Origin of the sequence: Pseudomonas sp. NPDC089547 (genome assembly GCF_050280665.1) — a bacterium.
Classification (GTDB): domain Bacteria; phylum Pseudomonadota; class Gammaproteobacteria; order Pseudomonadales; family Pseudomonadaceae; genus Aquipseudomonas.
The window spans coordinates 1-19672 of sequence record NZ_JBNNVS010000002.1 but is presented as its reverse complement, the minus strand read 5'-3'; the positions used below and the strand labels follow the sequence as shown (position 1 = coordinate 19672).

Sequence of the window (19672 nt, the reverse complement as noted above, 5' to 3'; positions counted from 1 at the left end):
CTGAGATAGGACGCGCATATGAAGAAGGCTTTCATCGCAGCGGGCATCGCCCTGCTCTGCTTGGTCATCTACACCCAGATTACGATCTTCGCAGTACCGCCAATTGGGGCGGTACCAGAAGGGCGGACAGTCATCATGCTTCGTCTCAACAAGACGAATTTCATCGATAGCGCTGATGCGATGTGCGTTCGTATTCAGGGCTATGTGAACCTGCTTTGCCGCGGCATGACGATGGGGGCTGTGGTGAACGCTACCACCATCATTGCGCGTCTGCCCTACTCCGAGACCATCTACAAGATCAGTACCGGTGGCAACACCTACGATCGATAATTGGGCTGTGCAGGCTTGTATTATCAGGCCTGCTAAATCCGCAAGCATGTTCACCGCTGCTCATCGATTAGGTGATACCAGTCAGCGTAGGGCGTGTTGATCGCCTTGTGGCTGTTGTAGTCCGGGCTACCGTCATCCCACCACACCGGGCCCCTCTCCCCTAGTGCCACTTTCGCCAAGTCCACCGCTGCTCGAGCGGCATGCAGCTTGTCTTCATCATCCAGTGCTTTGGCTGTAACCGTCCGGTAAAGACACCTACCAAACCAGGCAGAAATTGCGTACTGCTAGCAGCAACGCAAAATGGGGTACCCCATCGACGCGGAAGCTTTATCCAGCTACGAAGCAACGATCTGTCATCGTTCGCTACCGTTTGATAGGCTCCTTTGACCCAACGCAAAGATTCGAGCCAAATGCTGGAAGAGCTACGTAGAATCGACCTCAATCTGCTACTGACCCTCCATGCCCTGTTGCTGGAGCGACATGTGACTCGTGCGTCGGTTCGGCTGCACAAGAGCCAGCCAGCCGTCAGTCATGCGCTGGCCCAGCTCCGGGCGCACTTCGACGACCAGCTGCTGATTCGTCGCGATGGCCAGTTGGTACTGACCGCTAGAGCGCAAAGCTTGTTGGCCCCGCTTGAGCAGGCCCTGAGGCACCTCAACGATCTCTTAGGAGCTTCAGAATTCGATCCAGGGAAATCGCAAGCGAGGTTCCGGCTGTCTCTGTCGGACTATGCCACGCGACGTGTACTTCCAAGCTTGGTGCGTCATGTCCGAAGCGTAGCGCCGGGAGTGGATCTGGCCGTCAGCCAGGCGAGCCGTGAGACTATGATGGCGCAGCTGGCTGATGGTGAACTCGATGTAGCCCTCGGTATCTTTCCGGAGTATCCCGAAGGCATCCAGGTGCAAGAGTTGTTTCCAGAACGCTTTGTGAGTCTCGCCGATAAAAGCGCGCTCCCAGAATGCGGACAGCTCACATTCGAGGAATGGCTAAACCGTCCTCATGTGATGCTAGCCCTGCGTCCTGACGCTAATGACGAGATCGAAAGAGTTCTTGCCAACCTGGGTGTCCGGCGAAGAATCGCCGTTGCGCTTCCTCACTGGAGCGCTGCAATCGAACTGATAGCAGGTACAGATCTCATTTTGACGGTAGCGAGTTGGGCTGTGAGCGGGCTCGACAGATATCCGACACTACGAACATTCGAGGCCCCTCTGGATCTCCCCGTCCTGTCATATCAGCAAGCCTGGCACGTGCGTAAAGAGGCAGATCCCGCGAATCAATGGCTTCGAAAAGCGAGCCTGGATTGCAGTCAGAGCACCTGACTATGGCTCATGCTGTTCCTGGTTGTGCCGGGCCTTTAAGCTCAATTTGATTCCCGTCCGGATCGAAGCAGTAGATCGAGGGGCCGACACCTTGTGCTCCATAGCGAGTTACCGCGTTATCGGCAGCGATGCCGTGCCCCTCCAAGTGAGTAAGGATCGCATCCTCATCAAAGGGCTCGACGCGAAGACAGAAATGATCGACGTTGCGACGCTCCTTCCCTGGCGCACCGCCGCCCATCGCACCGAGTGGGCCATGGATATCTACCAGATCAATCATCGAATTCCCCGCCGCGAGATGGATCATCTCGTATTCTTCATTTCGCTTCTTGATCGAGCATCCCAACACCTCTATGTAGAATTCTAGACTTCGCTCCATGTCTTCAACGCGCAGAACAACGTGGTCAATGTGTTGAACTTTGAAAATAGACACTGGGTTGCTCCTCAGGCAGAAAGCGCCCCCGTACCTTCGGTGCGAGGGCGGGTACAACGTGATTAGTTGATCTTGTCGAACAGGGTGGGCATGTCGCCGGAGAAATCCACCCAGGGATTGGTGTTCAACAGTTGCGCGTTGGGAGCTGTTGGCTCGTCGTAGTGGATGTCGAACTCCTCGGGGCCATGAGCATACGCCACGACCAGCCCTTGCTTGGCATCCATGTAACCGGCGTGGATGCCCATGCCTGGATAACTCAAGCGGATCGCTGTTTCCTCACTCGCCGGGCCTACTGTGAGCCGTACTACGACACTGTCCGGGAGCGCGAACATCCAGGTGAATGGCCCACCCGAAACGACTGTCATCACCTCATCGATACCTACGCCGTTTTGAGCCATGTTCACGTGGAAGCGACCGAAAGTTTCCAGCACTGTGGCGCGGTAATCGTCAGGGATGGCCAACATGTCGTAAACCTTTGGGTAAGGAGCGACATTGGGTTGGCGGGTGCTGAGCAGGCCGCCCCGTGGCGTTTCAGGTACTCGGCCAGCCAGTTCAATCTGTTCCAGAAGCTCTGCGCGGTTCAGGCTGAAGAGCTTGATCAGTTCTTCTTGCTCGGCTTCTGTTACAGTCCGCGACTGTGATGCCTTCAGGATTGGCTTGGCAGCGTCAGGGATATCGACAGTGCTGGCACGAACACCTACGGTTCGGAGTACAGCATTTACGTCTTCCAGGCCTACAGCATTTGGACGGCCATCGCTGAATTGCAATTTTACGATGTTCATAGCGCTTCTCCAGTTTTACGGAAATAGGGTGCTGAACCATTGTTCAAACGCACCGTGCGGTGGACGATTCGGCGAACCGCATCGACCTGAATAAAAAAGGCTGGCCACAAGGGAGCGACAACCAGCCGAAAGGGAGGATCTGTTTACTTGAGGGCTGCGGTCACGGGGTGCGATGCTGTGTTGGTCAACACCGACGCAGGCGCTCTGTTTGAGCCTATCTGAACCACAATCAGGCCAAACAGAACGATGAGTACCCCGACCAGCCGAATGACGTTGATGGGCTTCACTGCTAGGCCCAGGAGACCGAAGTGGTCGATGAGCATGGCGGCAATCACCTGGCCCACCATGACGAGTAAGATGTAGTTCGAAGCACCCAGCTTAGGTGGCAGGAAGGTGGCCATCGCGACATACACCGCGCCGCTGAATCCGCCAATCCACAGCCACCAAGGGCCTCGTAAAGCTTCTGCGATACTCGGCTGAGGTATGCGAAGTACAGCGATGGTCGCTATCAGCACCGCTGAGCTGACGATCAGCGAAGTAAGCGCCGCCCAGAGTGGATGACCTAACTCGCGGCCCAGTGCGCCATTGCTTGAGGCTTGGAGCGGAATCAGTGCTCCGGCGAGTAATGCCAACCCCATCGGAGCCAATGCGAGTATCGAAATCTTCCCAAACATAACCGCACCTCTCGTGTCTCGGTTTGGATGAGATCGATGTTGATGTATATGGTCTATGAATGGAAATCGATAGTTCGCACGTCGCACATTCGCCTAGCGAATGATTTCTGGAGTTATCCGTCCTTGGTCAAGCAAATCCATTTATGCGGAAGAAGCTGTGATATTGCTGTTGCTCGCTGCGTCGGCAGCCGCGTCAGCACATCCTTGAGATAGGCATACGGGTCATGCCCATTCATACGCGCCGATTGGATCAGGCTCATGATTGCAGCCGCCCGCTTGCCACTGCGTAGCGACCCGGCAAACAACCAGTTCGAGCGTCCGAGTGCCCATGGCCGTATCTGGTTCTCAACCTGGTTGTTGTCGATGGGCACTGCCCCATCGTCCAAGTAGCGCGTCAGCGCTACCCAGCGTTTCAGGCTGTAATCGAGGGCTTTGGCCGTAGCTGACCCGTTGGGCACCAAGTCGCGCTGAGCCAACATCCAGTCATGCAGTGTTTTGATTATCGGCACCGCCATTTCCTGGCGTATTCGCCAGCGGTCTTCATCGCTCATATCCCGCGCTTGGCGCTCGACCTCGTACAAGCCGCTGATCGAATGCAGTGCCTGTTCAGCCAGCTGACTTTTGTTCGCCACGTGCAGATCAAAGAACTTGCGACGGGCGTGGGCCATACAGCCGATTTCAGTGATGCCTTGTTCAAAACCAGCTTTGTAGCCAGCGAAGTCGTCGCAGACCAGCTTGCCGTTCCAGTAGCCCAGGAAGTTGCGCGCATGTTCGCCAGCACGGCTTGGGCTGAAGTCGTAAACCACCGCGTTGAGCGCCGAAAACGGCGTCGTGCTGTAGGCCCAGACGTAGGCCCGGTGGGTTTTCTTCTCGCCTGGCGCAAGCATCTGCACCGGTGTTTCGTCAGCGTGGATCACGCCCTGGTTCAGCACCGCTTCACGCAGAGCATCGACTAACGGCTGGAGCTGTACGCCGGTTTGTCCGACCCACTGGGCCAAGGTCGAACGAGCAATTGCCAGTCCGGCGCGACCAAAGATTTTCTCCTGCCGGTATAGCGGTAAGTGATCGGCAAACTTGGCCACCATCACGTGGGCCAGCAGGCCTGCGGTCGGGATACCTTTGTCGATGACCTGGGCTGGCACCGGTGCCTGGATCAAGGTTTCGCATTGGCGACAGGCCCATTTGCCACGTACATGTTGCTCGACGGTAAACACGCCCGGCGTGTAATCCAGCTTCTCGCTGACGTCTTCGCCGATGCGTTGAAGCTGGCAGCCACAAGCGCACTGGGTATTTTCAGGCTCGTGGCGAATCACCGTGCGCGGGAACTGCGGCGGCAATGGCAAACGTTTCGGGGATTGCCGTGGCTCGGCTTGTGGCGGAACTGGAAGGAGCTGTTGTAGCTCGGCCTCGATAGCTTCAATGTCTATGTCGAGCAGGTCATCCAGCAAGCTACTTTGCGCCGGGCTGATCTGCTCGCTGCGCTTGGCAAACTTGTGCCGTTTGAGAAGGGCAATTTCGTAAGTGAGCTGCTCAATGACGGTTTGATCGTTCTGGATCTTCCTGCTCATCGCCTAGACCTGGGACTGCAACTGCAACGCCTGTGCCGCTAAGGCACGAAGCAGTTCCGGGGTCATCTGGTCGAGGTTGGGCGAGAAAGTCATGCCGCCGATTGTCCCAGAGCAGAAGCAGGACGACGACAAGTAGACCGGCCAAAGGGCCGGCGTCTACAGCACAGTAATTACACCTCCGGTGCCAACTCGCTGCCACGGCAGGCCCAGTACCAACGCCTGAAGTTGGTCGTTATCGAGTTCGACCTCGCCGCCATGGCGAATGCCGGGCCAGTGGAACTTGCCCTGGTTCAGTCGACGCGCTGCAAGCCAAACGCCGACGCCATCGTGCACCAGCACTTTCATCCGGTTGGCCCGGCGATTGGCGAATAGATAAGCACAGTGCGGTTTCGCCGCACCGAACACCGATATCACTCGCGCCAAGGCGGTTTCGGTACCGGCGCGCATGTCCATCGGCTCGGTGGCCAGCCAGATGGCATCGATGCGGATCATTGAGCGACAGCCCGAATGAATTGCGCGCAGCCCTCGGGATCAGAGGCTGGCCACTTCACCGTGATCAATTGCCCAGCCGTACGCAATTCAATTGTCACTGACGATTCGGCGAGCCGTTTAGGTGCGGCGTTCAGCGGGACAAATGCCGGCAGTGAAGGTGTTGCGGTATGGTCTCGATAGTGCGGCAGCCATTTGCGGATGACGTTGGCATTGATGCCGTGGCTGATGGCGACACTGGACACCGTTGCGCCAGGTTGCAGGCATTCCTGAACGACTTGGGCTTTGAATGGTTTTGGATAAGAGGTTCGTTGGCGCATGGAAATCCTGGCGATAAGGGTGATCGCGTCCGCTAAAAAATACGCGGACACCATCACCCTTAATGCTGGAGTTCGGAAGGTGAGTTCGCCGGACGCTTACCTTTGGCTTCCTTCACGGCTCGCCGGGCTTCCATCAAGTCGTGCACCAGGTGCTGACGCTCCTCATCAGGCAGCGCGGGGTTGCTGCAGCGCCAGAGCTGACCTTTGACTACGAAGTAGCGACCGTCTGGTGTTGTTGGATGCATCGGGCAGATCTAGTGTGTTGTTACATGACGGACATTCAAAACGGTTCGAAGACTGCAGCTAGGTGGTGAGTACATTTGTACTCCTTACGACCAAGCAGTCAGATCCGCCCGGGCAGCCGCTCGATGGGGGGATCTGAGGCTTCTCGTGTTAACCTGGTCTGTTCTGCAGTTCAGAGCAAGAATGCGAACCTGCGTGCTTCATTAACGCTGGCCCCATATGAGCAGAAGCCGACGCAAAAACACCATATGCGGTATCACCACCGCCACTAGTGAGGGATTTGACAAGCGGGTCTGGCATAGGAACTATCGACACTCTGTACGCCAGCGGCTTGCCCAAGACCCAGACAAAGAGTTACCTCACCTGCGTGAATTTTTTGATCCTTGGTCGATGGCTAAGGACGATAAGCGCTATTGGCTACCAAGCATGCGAGCTAAAAAGTTTTTGCGGAAGTAAACCTGGGAACGCCCTCCTAACGCGTGGCTTGATCTAACCCGCACACTCAATCGGCTATCAGTGCGCGTGGCTGGCCGGGATTGCTCTCGAGAGTACGCGCCTTCAGTGTGGTATACCCGACTGGATATGAGGCATGGCACTTGTTGAAGCACAGTGCCTAGGATGAGCTCATTTTCGCCTGAGAAAAGGTGCTCGGTAAGCTGGTCAAAGAGGAGCTAGAGAAATACCTATGACGATTCACGGCATCATTTTCGACTGCGACGGCACCTTGGTAGACAGCGAACGCCTTGCTGCGCAGCTGTTGAGTCAGTTGCTGGGAGAGCAGGATGTTGAGATGTCACCTGCCGAGGTACTCATCCGATTTCGGGGTGTCCAATTCCAGTGTTTCGTAGATGGTCTGCGTGACCACTACCCCACGCTTTCTTCCGAGGCTCTCACTGTTGGATTTCGCACGCGGAGCATCCCTCTCTTTGAAGGGAGCTTGGAGCCTATGCCGGGCGCAATCGAGTTTGTAGAGGCGCTCAAAATTCCTGCATGTGTGGCTTCCAATGGGCCTCGCATCAAGATCGAAACCTGCCTCAAAGCAGTTGGCCTATACCCGGCCTTTGAGAACGCCATCATCAGTGCGTATGAGGTACAGGCCTGGAAGCCCGACCCAAAAATCATGCTGCATGCCGCCGAGCATTTGGGGTTCCCAGCCGACAAGTGCCTGGTGGTAGAGGACAGCTTGTCTGGTGTTGAGGCAGGACTGCTCGCGGGCTGCCATGTGGCGGGCTATGGAGATACAGACTTTTCCAGGTTTGTCGGTGAGGCGAACTTCCACCATTGCCATGATTACAGTGCTCTGGATCAGTTTTTAGGCCGTTTGATTTCTTAGAAAGGGCTAAAACTGCCTCAGTCAGGCAGATACGACCCGTCGGGCATCCCTCCGCACGGCTTGAGGCGGTACACCAAATCCGCGGGTAAAAACCTCTCGCAGATGGCGGCGCCCCCTGAAAGGTGCTGCCTTCGTTGAGCATCTCAAGCGCCAGCCGGACGCTTACATCATCAACAACAGTTCCGTGCCGGCCCACCTGCCACTGGCAGCCACTGCGCTTTAATCGGCGACCAAGGCAGCCATTCCTCCTACTCCCTATCGCAGCGCTTCACCCTGCGTGACACGAGCGTCAAAGTACGGCAAATCACACCGTCATGGATCGATACCCGCCTGATCCACAAATGCGGCTACGCCTGTTAAACCACGCAATCGTTACCGGCTAACTCGATACGTCCGAAGCTTGCGTCAGCGTCCACCGGCGTGATTGCCAGCAGACAATCCAGCCGTACTTCCTGCTTGCCAGTGTCGCCTTGCAGCACAAGATATTCTTCCTTGCTGGGAGCAGTGCGCGTATCCAGCGCCCTGGCGATGAAGCGCTGGCCTTCGATCAACTCGACCTGCAGGCAGTAGCCATGCATGCAAGCGATTTCCAAAAAGTCATGCAGATCACAGTTCAGGGGCTGGTACGTGGTCATGGCGAGGTTCTCCAATTAGCCTTGCAGCGGAATGATGTAGTAGCCCTGCAGGGCAATCGCTCCCGCCACATCCGGGTGAGCAGGTTCGCTGTGACAGAAATGGCAACGACTTTGCGATACATCCGCCTGGGCAACGCCACGGGTGGCAAGCCAGTCACGAGCGTAGCGGGCGGCTAGCGCAGGGTCGTCGCTTTCGATAAGGACATCGAAGTGCAGATAGCCCCCGTCAGTCGTGCGCACATGGGTATCGAAGACCTGGACTTTCACAGGTACCTCCTCACTTCAGCGCGTCAATGGAAGCGCCGAAGTTCAGATGCAGCACCTGGCCCTCGACCACCAATGCAGGAACCGACTTGACCCCTGCCTGCTCGGCTTCGGCAACTCGTTGTGGCTGCTCACCTAGGTGCACAACCTCGACCTTAACCTGAGAGTCCAGCAGGTTGAGCAAGGTCTCCTCGACAGAAACGCAAACGGAGCAGCCAGCGTGGTAGAAGCGTGCATTAGTCATCTCTAGTTTCTCCTGGGCGATTGGTATCGAGTCGATACGGTTTTAGAGGCTACTCCTGCGTCACGCTTTGTCAAGATAGTTTTTATTCGATACTATGTTCGACAGGGGTGATGACATGACCGCGACTACTTTTTTTGACCTGCTCGAACGCCTGACCAGCCTGATGCGAATCTGGAATCGCCAGCACCCTCTGCTGTCCGACTTGCAGCCCATTCAGGTCAGCGCGTTGATTTATCTTTCACGTTGCAACCGCTACTCGGACACCCCGCTGGCAGTCACCGAATACCTAGGATTGACCAAGGGCACAGTCTCGCAGTCGCTCAAGGCGCTTGAAGCCAAAGGCCTGATCGAGAAGAGGCAAGATTTGCTGGATCGACGCAGCGTGCATCTACAGCTGACCGCGCCGGCGTGCTCATTGCTGGAGGCGGTAGCGCCGCCGCAGTTTCTGGCCACGGCACTGGCGGGCATGGGCGAGCAGGGCCAGTTGTTGGAACTCTTGTTCACACATCTGCTCCGGCAGATCCAGCGTGACGAAGATGTACCGGGATTCGGCCTGTGCAAGACCTGCCGCTTTCACCAGCAGCGCGATGGCCTGCCGTTCTGTGGCCTGACCCAGCAACCTTTGCAGCACAGCGATGTTGAGCTGATATGCGTTGAACACGCTGCGAAGGAGGTAGCATGAGCCTGACCGTACTTCATTTGGACACACTGCTCACCGGCCGCGCGCAAGATTTCACCCGACCTGGTTCGCGCAGTGCCATCGCCAAGTCGCCCCGCCGAGAAGAACTGCGGATTTCCACCCTCGGAGTAGCGGACGATGAACAGGGTGACACAAGGATTCATGGTGGCGTAGACAAGGCCATACATCATTACCCACGCGAACACTACTCAAGCTGGGCCATCGAGCTGGGCGATCATCATTTGCTCACAAGAGCGGGTGCTTTTGGCGAGAACTTCAGCACTGTGGGCTGGACTGAGGAAGACGTGTGCTTAGGTGATCGTATCCGGGCCGGGACGGCGCTGCTGGAGGTGTCCCAAGGACGCATGCCATGCTGGAAGCTCAGCGACCGCTTCGGCATCACGGATCTGGCCCTGCGTATGCAGCAGTCCGGGCGTACTGGGTGGTACTACCGCGTGCTGGAAGAGGGGACGATAGCAGCGGGCAGCAGCCTGCAACTGGTCGCACGCACTCATGGTGACTGGTCACTGGCGCGGTTGGCGGAGGTGCTATTCAACAAACAAATCGATTTGCGACTGCTACGCGAGTGCTTAGCCCTGCCGCTGACCGCGTCTTGGCGTCGCACTCTTGAAAAACGATTGAATCAGCGTGAGGTCGAGGACTGGAGTCCGCGCTTGCAAGGCAAGGACAGTTATCTTTAGCCGTGCCTGCCATCCTCTTATTTAGCGCCTTGGATAAGCTAACCCACCTGGTAACAACCTAACGGGATTACTATAGAAAAAGCCCTCATCAGGGGGCTTTAGCAGACTACCGGTGAAGCGCGTTACTCGGCTTCGCCAGGTTGCGGCCCTCGCGGGCTTCCATCCTCACGCCTATGGCCCATCGGGGCCTGCGCGCTCCGCTTGCTTGATTGTTCACAAATGAGGCCGAGCGGAGCAGTGGTGTTGACCGTGCTTGGCCACATGCGGCTCTCTGAGGAACTGCTTTGGTCGAACGCGGACATTCAGGACTAGCCGCTTTTGCCCTATCGCCGTCGAATATCTTGGCTCTGAAATCTGCCCCCCTCACTCACCTGGTGAATCCAGGGCGCTATAAAGTGCTTGTTTAGCGAGGGGGAAATCTTCAAGCGTCGTTCGGGCTTCCAGCGTTGGCCGTGCTTTGGCGACAGCGGAGGGCCCTATAATGACAATGGCCCTTATGGCCGCCCAACGGGTAAAATGGTTCTCGGGGTCTGAAACCAGTACAAGTAATTTTTCGAAGTCATCGCCCCCGGATATGTGCTCTGCTAACAACCTAGCGGTCTCTAAGACATCAATCGGGTATGCGATCTGGTGCACGCCTAGATACATCGCCCTGTCGATCAATTCGTCATATGAAAAATCCATGGTGCCTCCTATATTGGCCGTTTCCCGTGTCTCGGTTCCTGTGGATTGGCACAAATTATTCTTGCCTCTCAATCAGACGACGAAGTTTAAAAACCAGGATCTGCGCGTCCGTTTGGTAGCCGGCGTTCCACTGGGTGAGCCAGTCAGGAGGAGCCCCCTCTTCTTCCCACTCGGCTAATGCGAGGGCATTGACGATTTCCATCTCAAACCAGAGCGCCTGCCACTCAGCGGCATCTGAGACCACAGCTCGATCTTGCCAAGCAAACTCAGTCAGCGCCACGAACCTGGCCCAGGATGGCAGATCCTGGTGTGCGCTGATGGCCAATGACGACAACTCCGACGCGGTGAGCATGATGCCCTCCTTTTGAGGTTTCGCAGGGATGCCGCCAGGCTCAGATCGCGAGCTACGAATCCTCGGGTGAGTACAAATGTACCCCATGCTGCACTACTTGGGCGGCCCCGCTCATGTAGAACACTTTCGTCGTAATCGGAGCATCGCCATTTTTGTCAATAGTTGCCCCAATGCTCAGCTGAAGCAGGGCTGTACATTCGCGGGGAGCCTAAAGCATCAGCGAAGCCCGAAGCCCATCCGCGCCAGCTCACCCAGAAGCGCCTCACGCCCATGCAGGTTCGAAACATCCCGCAGTCTGCTGATCACTTGCTCCGACCAGCCCGAAGCTTTCATTCCCTCACGTTGATAGAACGCACCCAAGCGCGCATCGTATTCCGAGAGGACGCCCTCCTCGCCGGCGATCGTATAGGTTTCATGATGCAGTACGGCTTGCTGCGGCAGCCGCGGCTTTACCTTTGCAGGTCGGTCAGGTGATGGATAGCCAACGCACAGGCCGAACACGGGATAGATCTGGGGCGGGAGCGCCAGCTCTTTGGCGACCCCTTCGATGTCATTACGTATGCCGCCGATGTAGACGCTGCCAAGCCCCAGCGACTCCAGAGCAACCACAGCGTTCTGAGCGGCCAAAGCTGCGTCGATCGTACCAAGCAGCACGCTTTCCAGATACGGCAACGCCTCCAGCTCGACCCCTGCTTGCTCCGCGATGCGCGAAACCCGGGACAGGTCTGCAAGCCAGACCAGGAATAACGGGGCTTGATGGATATAGGCCTGATTGCCCGCCAACGCCGACAAGCGCTTCTTACGATCGAGATCTTGAACAGCGACAACACTCCAGACCTGGAGGTTTGAAGACGTAGAAGCGGACTGGGCGGCTGCGACCAGCGTCTCGATTGTGCCTCCGGGCAGAGGTTGATCAGAGAACGCCCGGACGCTCCGATGATCAAGCAGTTGCTCGATGACCTCATTCCATTGCGTGACCGGTGAAATGTCCGGCGCGCCGTAGCGGGCGTTGAGCTTGCACTGTGCGTTGGCTGTCATGAGTGTGCTCCAAAAAAGCCGAAGGCTACCAAATTGATGTCCGCGCAACACTTTCATTTACTATTCGGTCAGCCGAGGTCCGACGCGGATAGACCGACAACACCCAGATACAGGTACCGTTCTTTTGGAAGCAAAACCACTCACAGCCCGCGAGGCCTATCAGATCCTGCGGGACATCGCTCTCGGGGTTCGTAGCGTACGCCGACTAGGTCAGCAGTCGTGGGCTGAAATCCACTGCGGTTTGATGGCAGTGGAGGCCGATGGCTGGGTGCTCACGTTCTATAACGACTGTGACACGCTCGACTATTGCGATAGCTGTTACAGCCCGGACGGACGTGCCTACATTTTCGACTCGCTGCAGTCGTACAGTACCGACCCTGTAGAGCTGCTGAGCACCTGGGAGCATGCGCAACTGGAAAAGCTGTTGGGTGCCGCGTAGGCCGCCATGTGAGACCGGCTGAGGCGGCCCAAGGCGGCCTCACCCCCGAGCGTCGGAATAAGCAGGTCCGCCGCGCAGGCCGGTGTTCTCCTCAACCGCGCCGGTACCGTCAAGATAGCCATGCTTACGCAAGTCAGGCATAAGCACGGCAGCCAACAGGGTGATGGCGCTCATCGCCGCCACGTAGTAATAAAAGTACGATTCCACCCCCGCGCCTCGCAACGACAGCGCCACGTATTCGGCCGTGCCGCCACACAGCGCATTGCCCAGTGCATAAGGTAAGCCTACCCCCAATGCGCGCACGGTGGCGGGATACAGATCAGCCTTGAGCACACCGGTCACTGGCGTATAGAACGCTGCAATCAGCAGCCCGAGCATCACCAGCGCAAAGGCCTCGTACGGGTTGCTGACGCTCTTCAGGCCCGTGAGCAACGGCACGATCAACACGCTCGACAGCACGCCGAAGGCAATCATGCTGTTACGCGAGCCAATACGGTCGGCCATCATCCCGAACACCGGCTGCAGACACATGAACACCACCAGCGCAGCTGTCATGATGAAGCTGACGGTCGAAGGATCGAAGCCGGCCGACACCACCAGATACTTCTGCATGTAGGTGGAGAAGGTGTAGAAGTGCAGCGAGCAACCGGCCGTGATGGCAATGGTCAGCAGCAAGGCTTTCTTGTGCTTCATCAGCGCCTTGATCGAGCCAGCTTCCTTGTGTTTGGCGCTCTGGGCATGGGCGGTTTCCAACATTGAGCGGCGCAGGTAGACCACTACCAGTGCGCTGACCGCACCGATGAAGAACGGAATCCGCCAGCCCCAGGCCTTGAGCTCTTCAATCGGCAGCACATTCTGCAGCACCACCACCGTCAGCAGCGCAAGCAACTGGCCGGCAATGATGGTGAAGTACTGGAACGAGCCAAAGAAGCAGCGCTTGCCCTTGCGGGAAATCTCGCTGATGTAGGTGGCCCCGGTGCCGTATTCAGCACCGACGGAAAGCCCCTGCATCAGGCGGGCTACCAGCAGCAGCACCGGAGCTGCCATGCCGATGGACTCATAAGTGGGCAGTACGGCGATCATCAGCGAGCCGCCACACATCAGGAACACAGAGATGATCATGGAAAACTTGCGACCACGGGTGTCGGCCAGGTAGCCGAAGATCCACCCACCCAACGGCCGCATGAAGAAGCCTACGGCGAAGATCCCGGCGGTCGCCAGCAACTGCGTGGTCTGGTCGCCCTGGGGGAAGAACAGGGCCGCAAAGTAGATTGAGGTGTAGGCGTAGATGAAGAAGTCGTACCACTCCACCAGGTTGCCGGAGCAGGCACCGAGAATGGCGCGGATCCGTTGGCGGTTGGTCAGGTTATGGATATCAGGCGCAGCGGGATTGTTATTGTTGGCGTGCATGGGGCAACTCCAGATCTAATGTAAACGCAAGGCAGGAACGACAGCGTCGGTTTACGTTCGATTGATCGGCTTGGAGTTGTGGTGGGAAAAAACAGGCGGCAAAACGCAAGGCGATGAAACGCGCATCATGGGGGTACCTTCTGGGATCTATTATTTTACAAGTCAGCGAAAGCGCACTGGCTTTTATTCCCGAGCAAAACTACGCCCTCGCCTGGATAGCGGCCAGACCCGCTAACCTCTAGCAGCTATGCCGGGATTGAATAGCTTGGCTGCTGCATCAGAGCATGTGCCCAGCCCAAATACGTTCGGCCACAAGCTCCGAGGCAATGTCGACGAAGGTTTGGCCGACGTAGCGGGTTGCCGGGCTCACCTGGCGATCGGCCGGCAGCACCAGCACCAGTTTTCGCATGGGCGTGGGGTCGACCAGCGGCGCCGCGCACAGTGTGCCGTCGTTCAAGCGCGAGTAGATCGACGCCAAGGGCAACGCGGTGTAGCCAAAGCCATTGCGCACCAGGTCGATCATTGCGCCGAACGAATCCGCCTCGACGCTGGTGGTGATCTTGAAGCCGCGCTCCAGGGCACATTGGTCCATGATCTTGCGCAGCCCATGACGGGGGCTGGGCAAGACCATCGGTTCACTGGCCAACTGTGCGAAAGGGATCGCTGTATCGAGGTTGAGCCCCGAATCGGCAGGGCCAACCAGTACCAGGTTCTCCATCATCACCGGTTCGATGCGCAGGGTATGTAACGGTTGCGGGTCGTAGGAGATGGCCAGTTCCAGTTCGCCCCGCTGCAACCAGTCCAGTAGATAGCCGCTGAATGCCGATGAAAAACGGATGGAGAGATCCGGGTGGGTGTCACTGATGCGCTTGACCAGCGGCACCGTGACGATCTCGGCGATCGTCGGCGTGGTACCGATGGCGACCATGCCGCGAAATGCCGCCCGCCCGCCGGCTACCGAAGTACGAATGGACTCCAGCTCGTTCATGATGCGGGTGGCCCGCTCAAGCACCTCCAGCCCCGCCGCGGTGATTTCCATCCCACGCCCATGGCGCTCGAACAGGTAGACGCCCAGCTCCTTTTCCAGCTGCCGAATCTGCCTGCTCAATGCCGGTTGCGCTACATGCAGCCGGTCCGATGCCTTGCTCAAGCTGCCAAGTTCCGCCACATGGATCAGGGTTTTAAGTTGCGTTACGTCCATTGATCAACCACTGGCAGGGAAAGGGAAGCCGCTGGAGCGGCGTATCAGGCAGTCTAAAGACAGCGTCCGTCAGCAGCTATAGCATTTGAGCATAGCAGTTAGAACCTGGGCGCCTGGCTCAAGCCATTGGCTTGTCTGCTTGCGGGACAGTAGCGCGCGGAGTTGCCTCCACGCCCGGAATGAGCTGGGTACAGGTGGGTGACAACGGCCTTGAGGATAAACGCCGAGGTCTGCAGCGAAACCGAATGCACAACCTAACGTCATCGCCACCGGCCCATAAGCGCTACATATGTCTATCAGCTATGCCCGCTTTCTATAGAGGCAACCTCTCCTGCGCGAGCCATGCCTGACTTTATGCGGCAGCTGGTCGCGCCGAACGCTGACCCGCCATCCCACGAGCCAACCTATGCCGACCCGGCATATCTCAAAGAAAAAAACGGTAGTCGTCGTGCACCGCAACTCCCCCCATCATGTGGAAAAACAAAAGCAGCACTGCCGGGAGATACCCATGTCATCGCAAGAAGCTGAACAGAACTGGCAAGAGGACGTGTTCCGTGTCCTTAAGTCCCACGACGTCAAACACGTCGTGTTCGTCCCGGATGCCGGCCACTCGGCAGCCATCCGCATGTCCTACGCCGACCCCGATATCAAGGCCGTGGTACTCACCACCGAAGAAGAAGGCATCGGCTACCTGGCCGGCGCATGGCTGGGCGGTGAACGGGGCGCCTTACTGATGCAATCGAGCGGCGTCGGCAACTGCATCAACACCCTCGCCCTGCAGAACTGCGCCGGCTTCCCGCTGCTGATGGTGGTGACCATGCGCGGCGACTGGGCCGAGTTCAATGCCTGGCAGAACCCCATGGGCCAGGCCACCGAAGCCTCGCTGAACCTGATGAAGGTGATGACTTGGCGCGCTGACAAGCCTGAGGATGTGGCGCCCCTGCTCCATGGTGCCGCCACCATGGCCTTCAATGGCGATGCCGCCACTGCCCTGCTGCTCGGCCAGCGCCTGATCGGAGAAAAGAAATGGGTCAAGTAAGCGCCAACCACGTGCTTTGCCGCCGTGAAGTCGTCCGTACCTTGCTTGCCGACCGCAACGATGTGCTCGTGGTCACCGGCCTGGGTTCGGCCTCCTATGATGTGATGGCCGCAGGCGATCACGACAACAACTACTACTTGTGGGCCGCCATGGGCAGCGCCATCACCGTGGGCCTGGGCCTGGCCAATGCGCAGCCGGACAAAAGCGTGGTGGTGGTCACCGGTGACGGCGAACTGCTGATGGGCTTTGGCGCCCTGGCCACGGTTGCCCTGCAGCAGCCCAAGAACCTGACCATCGTGGTGCTGGATAACGGCCACTTCGGTGAGACCGGCATGCAGGTCAGCCACGCCGGGTTCGGCATCCAGCTGGACCGGGTCGCCGATACCTGCGGTTTTTCCTGGACTCAGGAGATCCGTGAGATGGACGGGGTGCATGCCTTGCGCGAGCGTTTCGCCACCCGTGATGGCGTGAAGCTGGCGACGGTGAAAATCAAGGCCGAGAACCCGCCCCGCGTACTGCCACCACGCGATGGTTTTTACATCAAGAACCGCTTCCGCGCCGCCCTGGGCTTGCAGCCCATCTGACCGTGTTAAAGGGCCGGCCGGCGGCCGAACCACGATGACGCTGCCGGCCCGGCCCACCCTGGAGAATGATGATGAACGACAACAACAACGAAGAACTCAACGCCATTCGTGAGGGTGTGCGTGCCCTGTGTGGCGACTTCCCCGCCGAGTACTGGCGCAAGATCGATGAGGAAAAGGGCTTCCCTGAAGCCTTCGTCAAGGCCATGACCGACGAGGGTTGGCTGTCGGCGATGATTCCCGAGGAGTTCGGCGGTTCCGGCCTGGGCTTGGCCGAGGCTTCGGTAATTCTCGAAGAGGTCAATGCCTGCGGCGGCAACTCCGGCACCATCCACGGCCAGATGTACAACATGTTCACCTTGCTGCGTAACGGTAGCGCCGAGCAGAAGCGGTACTACCTGCCCAAGCTGGCCAGCGGCGAACTGCGCCTGCAATCGATGGCCGTTACCGAGCCGTCTACCGGCACCGACACCACCAAGATCAAGACCACCGCCGTTCGCCAGGGCGACAAGTATGTGGTCAATGGCCAGAAGGTGTGGATCTCGCGTGTGCAGCACTCCGACCTGATGATCCTGCTGGCACGCACCACCCCGCTGGCCGAGGTGACGAAAAAGGTCGATGGCATGTCGATCTTCCTGGTCGACCTGCGCGAAGCCATCGGCAACGGCCTGACCGTGCAGCCGATCGCCAACCTGGTGAACCACGAAACCAACGAGCTGTTCTTCGACAACCTGGAAATCCCGGCCAGTAGCCTGATTGGTGAAGAAGGCAAAGGTTTCCGCTACATCCTCGACGGCCTCAACGCAGAGCGCACCCTGATTGCCGCCGAGTGCATCGGCGATGGCCGCTGGTTTGTCGAAAAAGCCAGCCAGTACGCCCGTGACCGCGAGGTGTTCGGCCGGCCGATCGGCAAGAACCAGGGTGTGCAATTCCCCATCGCCGAGGCCCACATCGAGATCGAAGCCGCCGACCTGATGCGCTGGCGCGCCTGCGCCGAATACGACAGCGGGCGTAACGCCGGGGCGGCCGCCAACATGGCCAAGTACCTGGCCGCCAAGGCCAGCTGGGAGGCGGCCAACGCCTGCCTGCAGACCCACGGCGGCTTCGGCTTTGCCAATGAATACGACGTCGAGCGCAAATTCCGCGAAACCCGCCTGTACCAGGTTGCCCCTATCTCGACCAACCTGATCCTGTCCTACGTGGCCGAACACCTGCTTGAACTGCCGCGCTCGTTCTGATCCGCACCGCCCCCGTGACCTACGGGGGCCTGCCATAACAAGAGAGACAACCAGCATGAGCCAGCCCATCCGCCCCCTTGACGGCATTACCGTCATCAGCCTCGAACACGCGATCGCGGCGCCCTTCTGCACCCGCCAGCTGGCCGACCTGGGCGCCCGGGTCATCAAGGTAGAGCGCCCCGGCAGTGGCGACTTCGCCCGGGGCTACGACCAGCGTGTCAACGGCCTGGCCTCGCATTTCGTGTGGACCAACCGCTCGAAAGAAAGCCTCGCCCTGGACCTCAAGCAGGAAATTGCCGGCGATATTCTTGACCAACTTCTAGAGCAGGCCGATGTGTTGGTGCAGAACCTGGCACCGGGTGCGGCCGCCCGCCTGGGGTTGAGCTTCGAGGCGCTGCACGCGCGATTCCCACGGCTGATCGTCTGCGATATCTCCGGTTACGGTGCGGGCGGCCCCTATGAACAGAAAAAAGCCTACGACCTGTTGATTCAGAGCGAAGGCGGCTTCCTGTCGGTGACCGGCGGGCCGGGGGAAGACGGCATGGCCAAGGCCGGCAACTCGATTGCCGATATCGCCGCTGGCATGTATGCCTATACCGGTATCCTTTCGGCGGTCCTGCTGCGGGAAAAGACCGGCATCGGCAGCCAGGTCGAAGTGTCCATGCTCGAGGCCTTGGTGGAGTGGATGAACTACCCGCTGTACTACGCGTACGAGGGTGCCGCACCACCGCCACGTGCCGGCGCGGCGCACGCCACCATTTATCCGTACGGCCCCTTCCCGGTGGGCGACGGCAGTACCGTGATGCTTGGCCTGCAGAACGAGCGCGAATGGCAGCTCTTCTGCGAACACGTGCTACAGCAGCCGGCACTGGCCGAGGACGAGCGCTTCAGTGCCAACTTCAAGCGGGTGGCCAATCGCGATGCGCTGCGCGGGCTGATTGTCGAGGCCTTTGCTGCGCTGGACTTCGGCACGGTAATCGGGCGCCTCGATGGGGCCAGTATCGCCAATGCCAAGGTCAATGACATGCAGGGTGTCTGGGCCCACCCGCAACTGAAGGCCCGCGACCGCTGGCGGCAGATCGACACCGCCGCCGGGTCAGTACCCAGCCTGTTGCCACCAGCCACCAGCAACGCCTATGCACCGCGCATGGGCCCGGTCCCCGCGCTGGGCCAGCACAGCGAAAACATCCTTGCCGAGCTCGGCCTGCCCCATGAACGTATTCAGCAACTGCGCGCTTCAGGGGTCATCTGACCCCTCTTTTTTCGCGCCTGTTGCCATCGCTTGAACACAGAGTATCCCTGCCTATGAAAGTGCTCGCCGCAATCAAACGAGTGGTCGACTACAACGTCAAGGTTCGCGTCAAGGCGGACAACTCCGGCGTCGACCTTGCCAACGTCAAGATGTCCATGAACCCCTTCTGCGAAATCGCCGTGGAAGAGGCTGTCCGCCTGAAGGAAAAGGGCGTTGCGACCGAGATCGTCGTCGTTTCCGTTGGCCCGGCCACTGCCCAGGAGCAGCTGCGTACTGCCCTGGCCCTGGGTGCCGACCGCGCCATCCTGGTAGAAGCCGCTGACGAACTGAACTCCCTGGCCGTGGCCAAGGCGCTGAAAGCCGTTGTCGACAAGGAGCAGCCGCAGCTGGTCATCCTCGGCAAGCAGGCCATCGACAGCGACAACAA

The 19672-nt window shown here is 58.5% G+C and carries 25 protein-coding genes and 3 pseudogenes; 12 read left to right on the top strand and 16 right to left on the bottom strand.

Going from position 1 to position 19672, the window contains the following annotated elements; translation table 11 throughout:
• Nucleotides 1–18 precede the first annotated feature (18 nt).
• The gene (locus ACQKPZ_RS01845) at nt 19–330 is read left to right on the top strand and encodes a hypothetical protein (protein ID WP_427535199.1); all 312 of its coding nucleotides are present in this window, start codon (nt 19–21) and stop codon (nt 328–330) included.
• 50 nt (nt 331–380) lie between these two features.
• On the opposite strand, the gene ACQKPZ_RS01840 is transcribed toward ACQKPZ_RS01845, so the two are convergent.
• Nucleotides 381–605 (bottom strand): hypothetical protein, encoded by a 225-nt coding sequence (locus tag ACQKPZ_RS01840; protein ID WP_427535425.1) that lies wholly within the window; start codon nt 603–605, stop codon nt 381–383.
• A 138-nt stretch (nt 606–743) separates the two neighbouring features.
• Between ACQKPZ_RS01840 and ACQKPZ_RS01835 the strand changes: the two genes are divergently transcribed.
• Nucleotides 744–1649: a LysR family transcriptional regulator gene (locus ACQKPZ_RS01835; protein ID WP_427535423.1), complete on the top strand. Its 906-nt coding sequence runs from the start codon at nt 744–746 to the stop codon at nt 1647–1649.
• A 7-nt stretch (nt 1650–1656) separates the two neighbouring features.
• On the opposite strand, the gene ACQKPZ_RS01830 is transcribed toward ACQKPZ_RS01835, so the two are convergent.
• The 6 genes and pseudogenes from ACQKPZ_RS01830 to tnpA form a co-directional block, all read right to left on the bottom strand.
• Nucleotides 1657–2079, bottom strand: a complete 423-nt coding sequence (locus tag ACQKPZ_RS01830; protein WP_391137251.1) for a VOC family protein — start codon at nt 2077–2079, stop codon at nt 1657–1659.
• A 62-nt stretch (nt 2080–2141) separates the two neighbouring features.
• On the bottom strand, nt 2142–2861 hold the full coding sequence (locus tag ACQKPZ_RS01825; protein ID WP_391125969.1) for a hypothetical protein: 720 nt from the start codon (nt 2859–2861) through the stop codon (nt 2142–2144).
• A gap of 143 nt (nt 2862–3004) precedes the next feature.
• A complete protein-coding gene (locus ACQKPZ_RS01820) occupies nt 3005–3535 on the bottom strand; it encodes a DMT family transporter (protein ID WP_427535198.1) in 531 nt (176 codons plus the stop codon).
• Between the two features lie 113 nt (nt 3536–3648).
• Nucleotides 3649–5196 (bottom strand): annotated as a pseudogene (tnpC, locus tag ACQKPZ_RS01815) (IS66 family transposase).
• A gap of 63 nt (nt 5197–5259) precedes the next feature.
• Nucleotides 5260–5595, bottom strand: coding sequence for an IS66 family insertion sequence element accessory protein TnpB (tnpB, locus tag ACQKPZ_RS01810; protein WP_400728266.1), 336 nt, complete (start codon nt 5593–5595; stop codon nt 5260–5262).
• Nucleotides 5592–5912 carry an IS66-like element accessory protein TnpA gene (gene tnpA, locus ACQKPZ_RS01805; RefSeq protein ID WP_400728269.1) on the bottom strand — a complete coding sequence of 107 codons (321 nt, stop codon included), beginning with the start codon at nt 5910–5912 and terminating at the stop codon, nt 5592–5594. The genes tnpB and tnpA overlap by 4 nt, the downstream gene beginning before the upstream one ends.
• Before the next feature lie 928 nt (nt 5913–6840).
• Between tnpA and ACQKPZ_RS01800 the strand changes: the two genes are divergently transcribed.
• Nucleotides 6841–7488, top strand: a complete 648-nt coding sequence (locus tag ACQKPZ_RS01800) for an HAD family hydrolase (RefSeq protein WP_427535197.1) — start codon at nt 6841–6843, stop codon at nt 7486–7488.
• 21 nt (nt 7489–7509) lie between these two features.
• Here ACQKPZ_RS01800 and ACQKPZ_RS01795 read toward each other — a convergent pair.
• A pseudogene (locus ACQKPZ_RS01795) lies at nt 7510–7608 on the bottom strand (GlxA family transcriptional regulator); the annotation flags it as partial.
• 4 nt (nt 7609–7612) lie between these two features.
• Here ACQKPZ_RS01795 and ACQKPZ_RS01790 point away from each other — a divergent pair.
• Nucleotides 7613–7836, top strand: a pseudogene (locus ACQKPZ_RS01790) (SDR family NAD(P)-dependent oxidoreductase); the annotation flags it as partial.
• 8 nt (nt 7837–7844) lie between these two features.
• On the opposite strand, the gene ACQKPZ_RS01785 reads toward ACQKPZ_RS01790, so the two are convergent.
• The 3 genes from ACQKPZ_RS01785 to ACQKPZ_RS01775 are packed head-to-tail and all read right to left on the bottom strand — an operon-like array spanning nt 7845 to nt 8631.
• Nucleotides 7845–8123, bottom strand: a complete 279-nt coding sequence (locus ACQKPZ_RS01785) for a Rho-binding antiterminator (RefSeq protein ID WP_427535195.1) — start codon at nt 8121–8123, stop codon at nt 7845–7847.
• A 15-nt stretch (nt 8124–8138) separates the two neighbouring features.
• A complete protein-coding gene (locus ACQKPZ_RS01780; RefSeq protein WP_427535194.1) occupies nt 8139–8390 on the bottom strand; it encodes a DUF2024 family protein in 252 nt (83 codons plus the stop codon).
• Nucleotides 8391–8400: 10 nt separating this feature from the next.
• Nucleotides 8401–8631 (bottom strand): thioredoxin family protein, encoded by a 231-nt coding sequence (locus ACQKPZ_RS01775; RefSeq protein ID WP_427535193.1) that lies wholly within the window; start codon nt 8629–8631, stop codon nt 8401–8403.
• A 115-nt stretch (nt 8632–8746) separates the two neighbouring features.
• Between ACQKPZ_RS01775 and ACQKPZ_RS01770 the strand changes: the two genes are divergently transcribed.
• Nucleotides 8747–9313, top strand: coding sequence for a MarR family winged helix-turn-helix transcriptional regulator (locus ACQKPZ_RS01770; protein ID WP_427535192.1), 567 nt, complete (start codon nt 8747–8749; stop codon nt 9311–9313).
• Nucleotides 9310–10011 carry an MOSC domain-containing protein gene (locus ACQKPZ_RS01765; RefSeq protein WP_427535191.1) on the top strand — a complete coding sequence of 234 codons (702 nt, stop codon included), beginning with the start codon at nt 9310–9312 and terminating at the stop codon, nt 10009–10011. Before ACQKPZ_RS01770 ends, ACQKPZ_RS01765 begins: the two co-directional genes overlap by 4 nt.
• A gap of 363 nt (nt 10012–10374) precedes the next feature.
• Here ACQKPZ_RS01765 and ACQKPZ_RS01760 read toward each other — a convergent pair whose 3' ends face one another.
• From ACQKPZ_RS01760 to ACQKPZ_RS01750, 3 genes are all read right to left on the bottom strand, one after another.
• Nucleotides 10375–10695: a hypothetical protein gene (locus tag ACQKPZ_RS01760; RefSeq protein ID WP_427535190.1), complete on the bottom strand. Its 321-nt coding sequence runs from the start codon at nt 10693–10695 to the stop codon at nt 10375–10377.
• Between the two features lie 55 nt (nt 10696–10750).
• On the bottom strand, nt 10751–11047 hold the full coding sequence (locus tag ACQKPZ_RS01755) for a hypothetical protein (protein ID WP_427535188.1): 297 nt from the start codon (nt 11045–11047) through the stop codon (nt 10751–10753).
• Nucleotides 11048–11263: 216 nt separating this feature from the next.
• On the bottom strand, nt 11264–12085 hold the full coding sequence (locus tag ACQKPZ_RS01750; protein ID WP_427535187.1) for an NADPH-dependent oxidoreductase: 822 nt from the start codon (nt 12083–12085) through the stop codon (nt 11264–11266).
• A 124-nt stretch (nt 12086–12209) separates the two neighbouring features.
• On the opposite strand from ACQKPZ_RS01750, the gene ACQKPZ_RS01745 reads away from it, so the two are divergent.
• Nucleotides 12210–12524 (top strand): DUF7693 family protein, encoded by a 315-nt coding sequence (locus ACQKPZ_RS01745; protein WP_427535185.1) that lies wholly within the window; start codon nt 12210–12212, stop codon nt 12522–12524.
• A gap of 39 nt (nt 12525–12563) precedes the next feature.
• Here the strand turns inward: ACQKPZ_RS01745 and ACQKPZ_RS01740 are convergent, their stop codons facing one another.
• Both ACQKPZ_RS01740 and ACQKPZ_RS01735 read right to left on the bottom strand, forming a co-directional pair.
• Nucleotides 12564–13934, bottom strand: coding sequence for an MFS family transporter (locus ACQKPZ_RS01740; RefSeq protein WP_427535184.1), 1371 nt, complete (start codon nt 13932–13934; stop codon nt 12564–12566).
• A gap of 277 nt (nt 13935–14211) precedes the next feature.
• Nucleotides 14212–15135, bottom strand: coding sequence for a LysR family transcriptional regulator (locus ACQKPZ_RS01735; protein WP_427535183.1), 924 nt, complete (start codon nt 15133–15135; stop codon nt 14212–14214).
• Nucleotides 15136–15643: 508 nt separating this feature from the next.
• On the opposite strand from ACQKPZ_RS01735, the gene ACQKPZ_RS01730 reads away from it, so the two are divergent.
• From ACQKPZ_RS01730 to ACQKPZ_RS01710, 5 genes are all read left to right on the top strand, one after another.
• Complete coding sequence (locus tag ACQKPZ_RS01730) at nt 15644–16174, top strand: thiamine pyrophosphate-binding protein (RefSeq protein ID WP_427535181.1); 531 nt, start codon at nt 15644–15646, stop codon at nt 16172–16174.
• Entirely contained in the window at nt 16162–16758 is a 597-nt protein-coding gene (locus ACQKPZ_RS01725) for a thiamine pyrophosphate-dependent enzyme (RefSeq protein ID WP_427535180.1), read from the top strand. The genes ACQKPZ_RS01730 and ACQKPZ_RS01725 overlap by 13 nt, the downstream gene beginning before the upstream one ends.
• A 71-nt stretch (nt 16759–16829) precedes the next feature.
• Nucleotides 16830–17993, top strand: coding sequence for an acyl-CoA dehydrogenase family protein (locus ACQKPZ_RS01720; RefSeq protein WP_427535179.1), 1164 nt, complete (start codon nt 16830–16832; stop codon nt 17991–17993).
• 55 nt (nt 17994–18048) lie between these two features.
• On the top strand, nt 18049–19245 hold the full coding sequence (locus tag ACQKPZ_RS01715) for a CaiB/BaiF CoA transferase family protein (protein WP_427535177.1): 1197 nt from the start codon (nt 18049–18051) through the stop codon (nt 19243–19245).
• Nucleotides 19246–19298: 53 nt separating this feature from the next.
• On the top strand, nt 19299–19672 hold a 374-nt coding region (locus ACQKPZ_RS01710; protein WP_427535176.1), incomplete at its 3' end, for an electron transfer flavoprotein subunit beta/FixA family protein.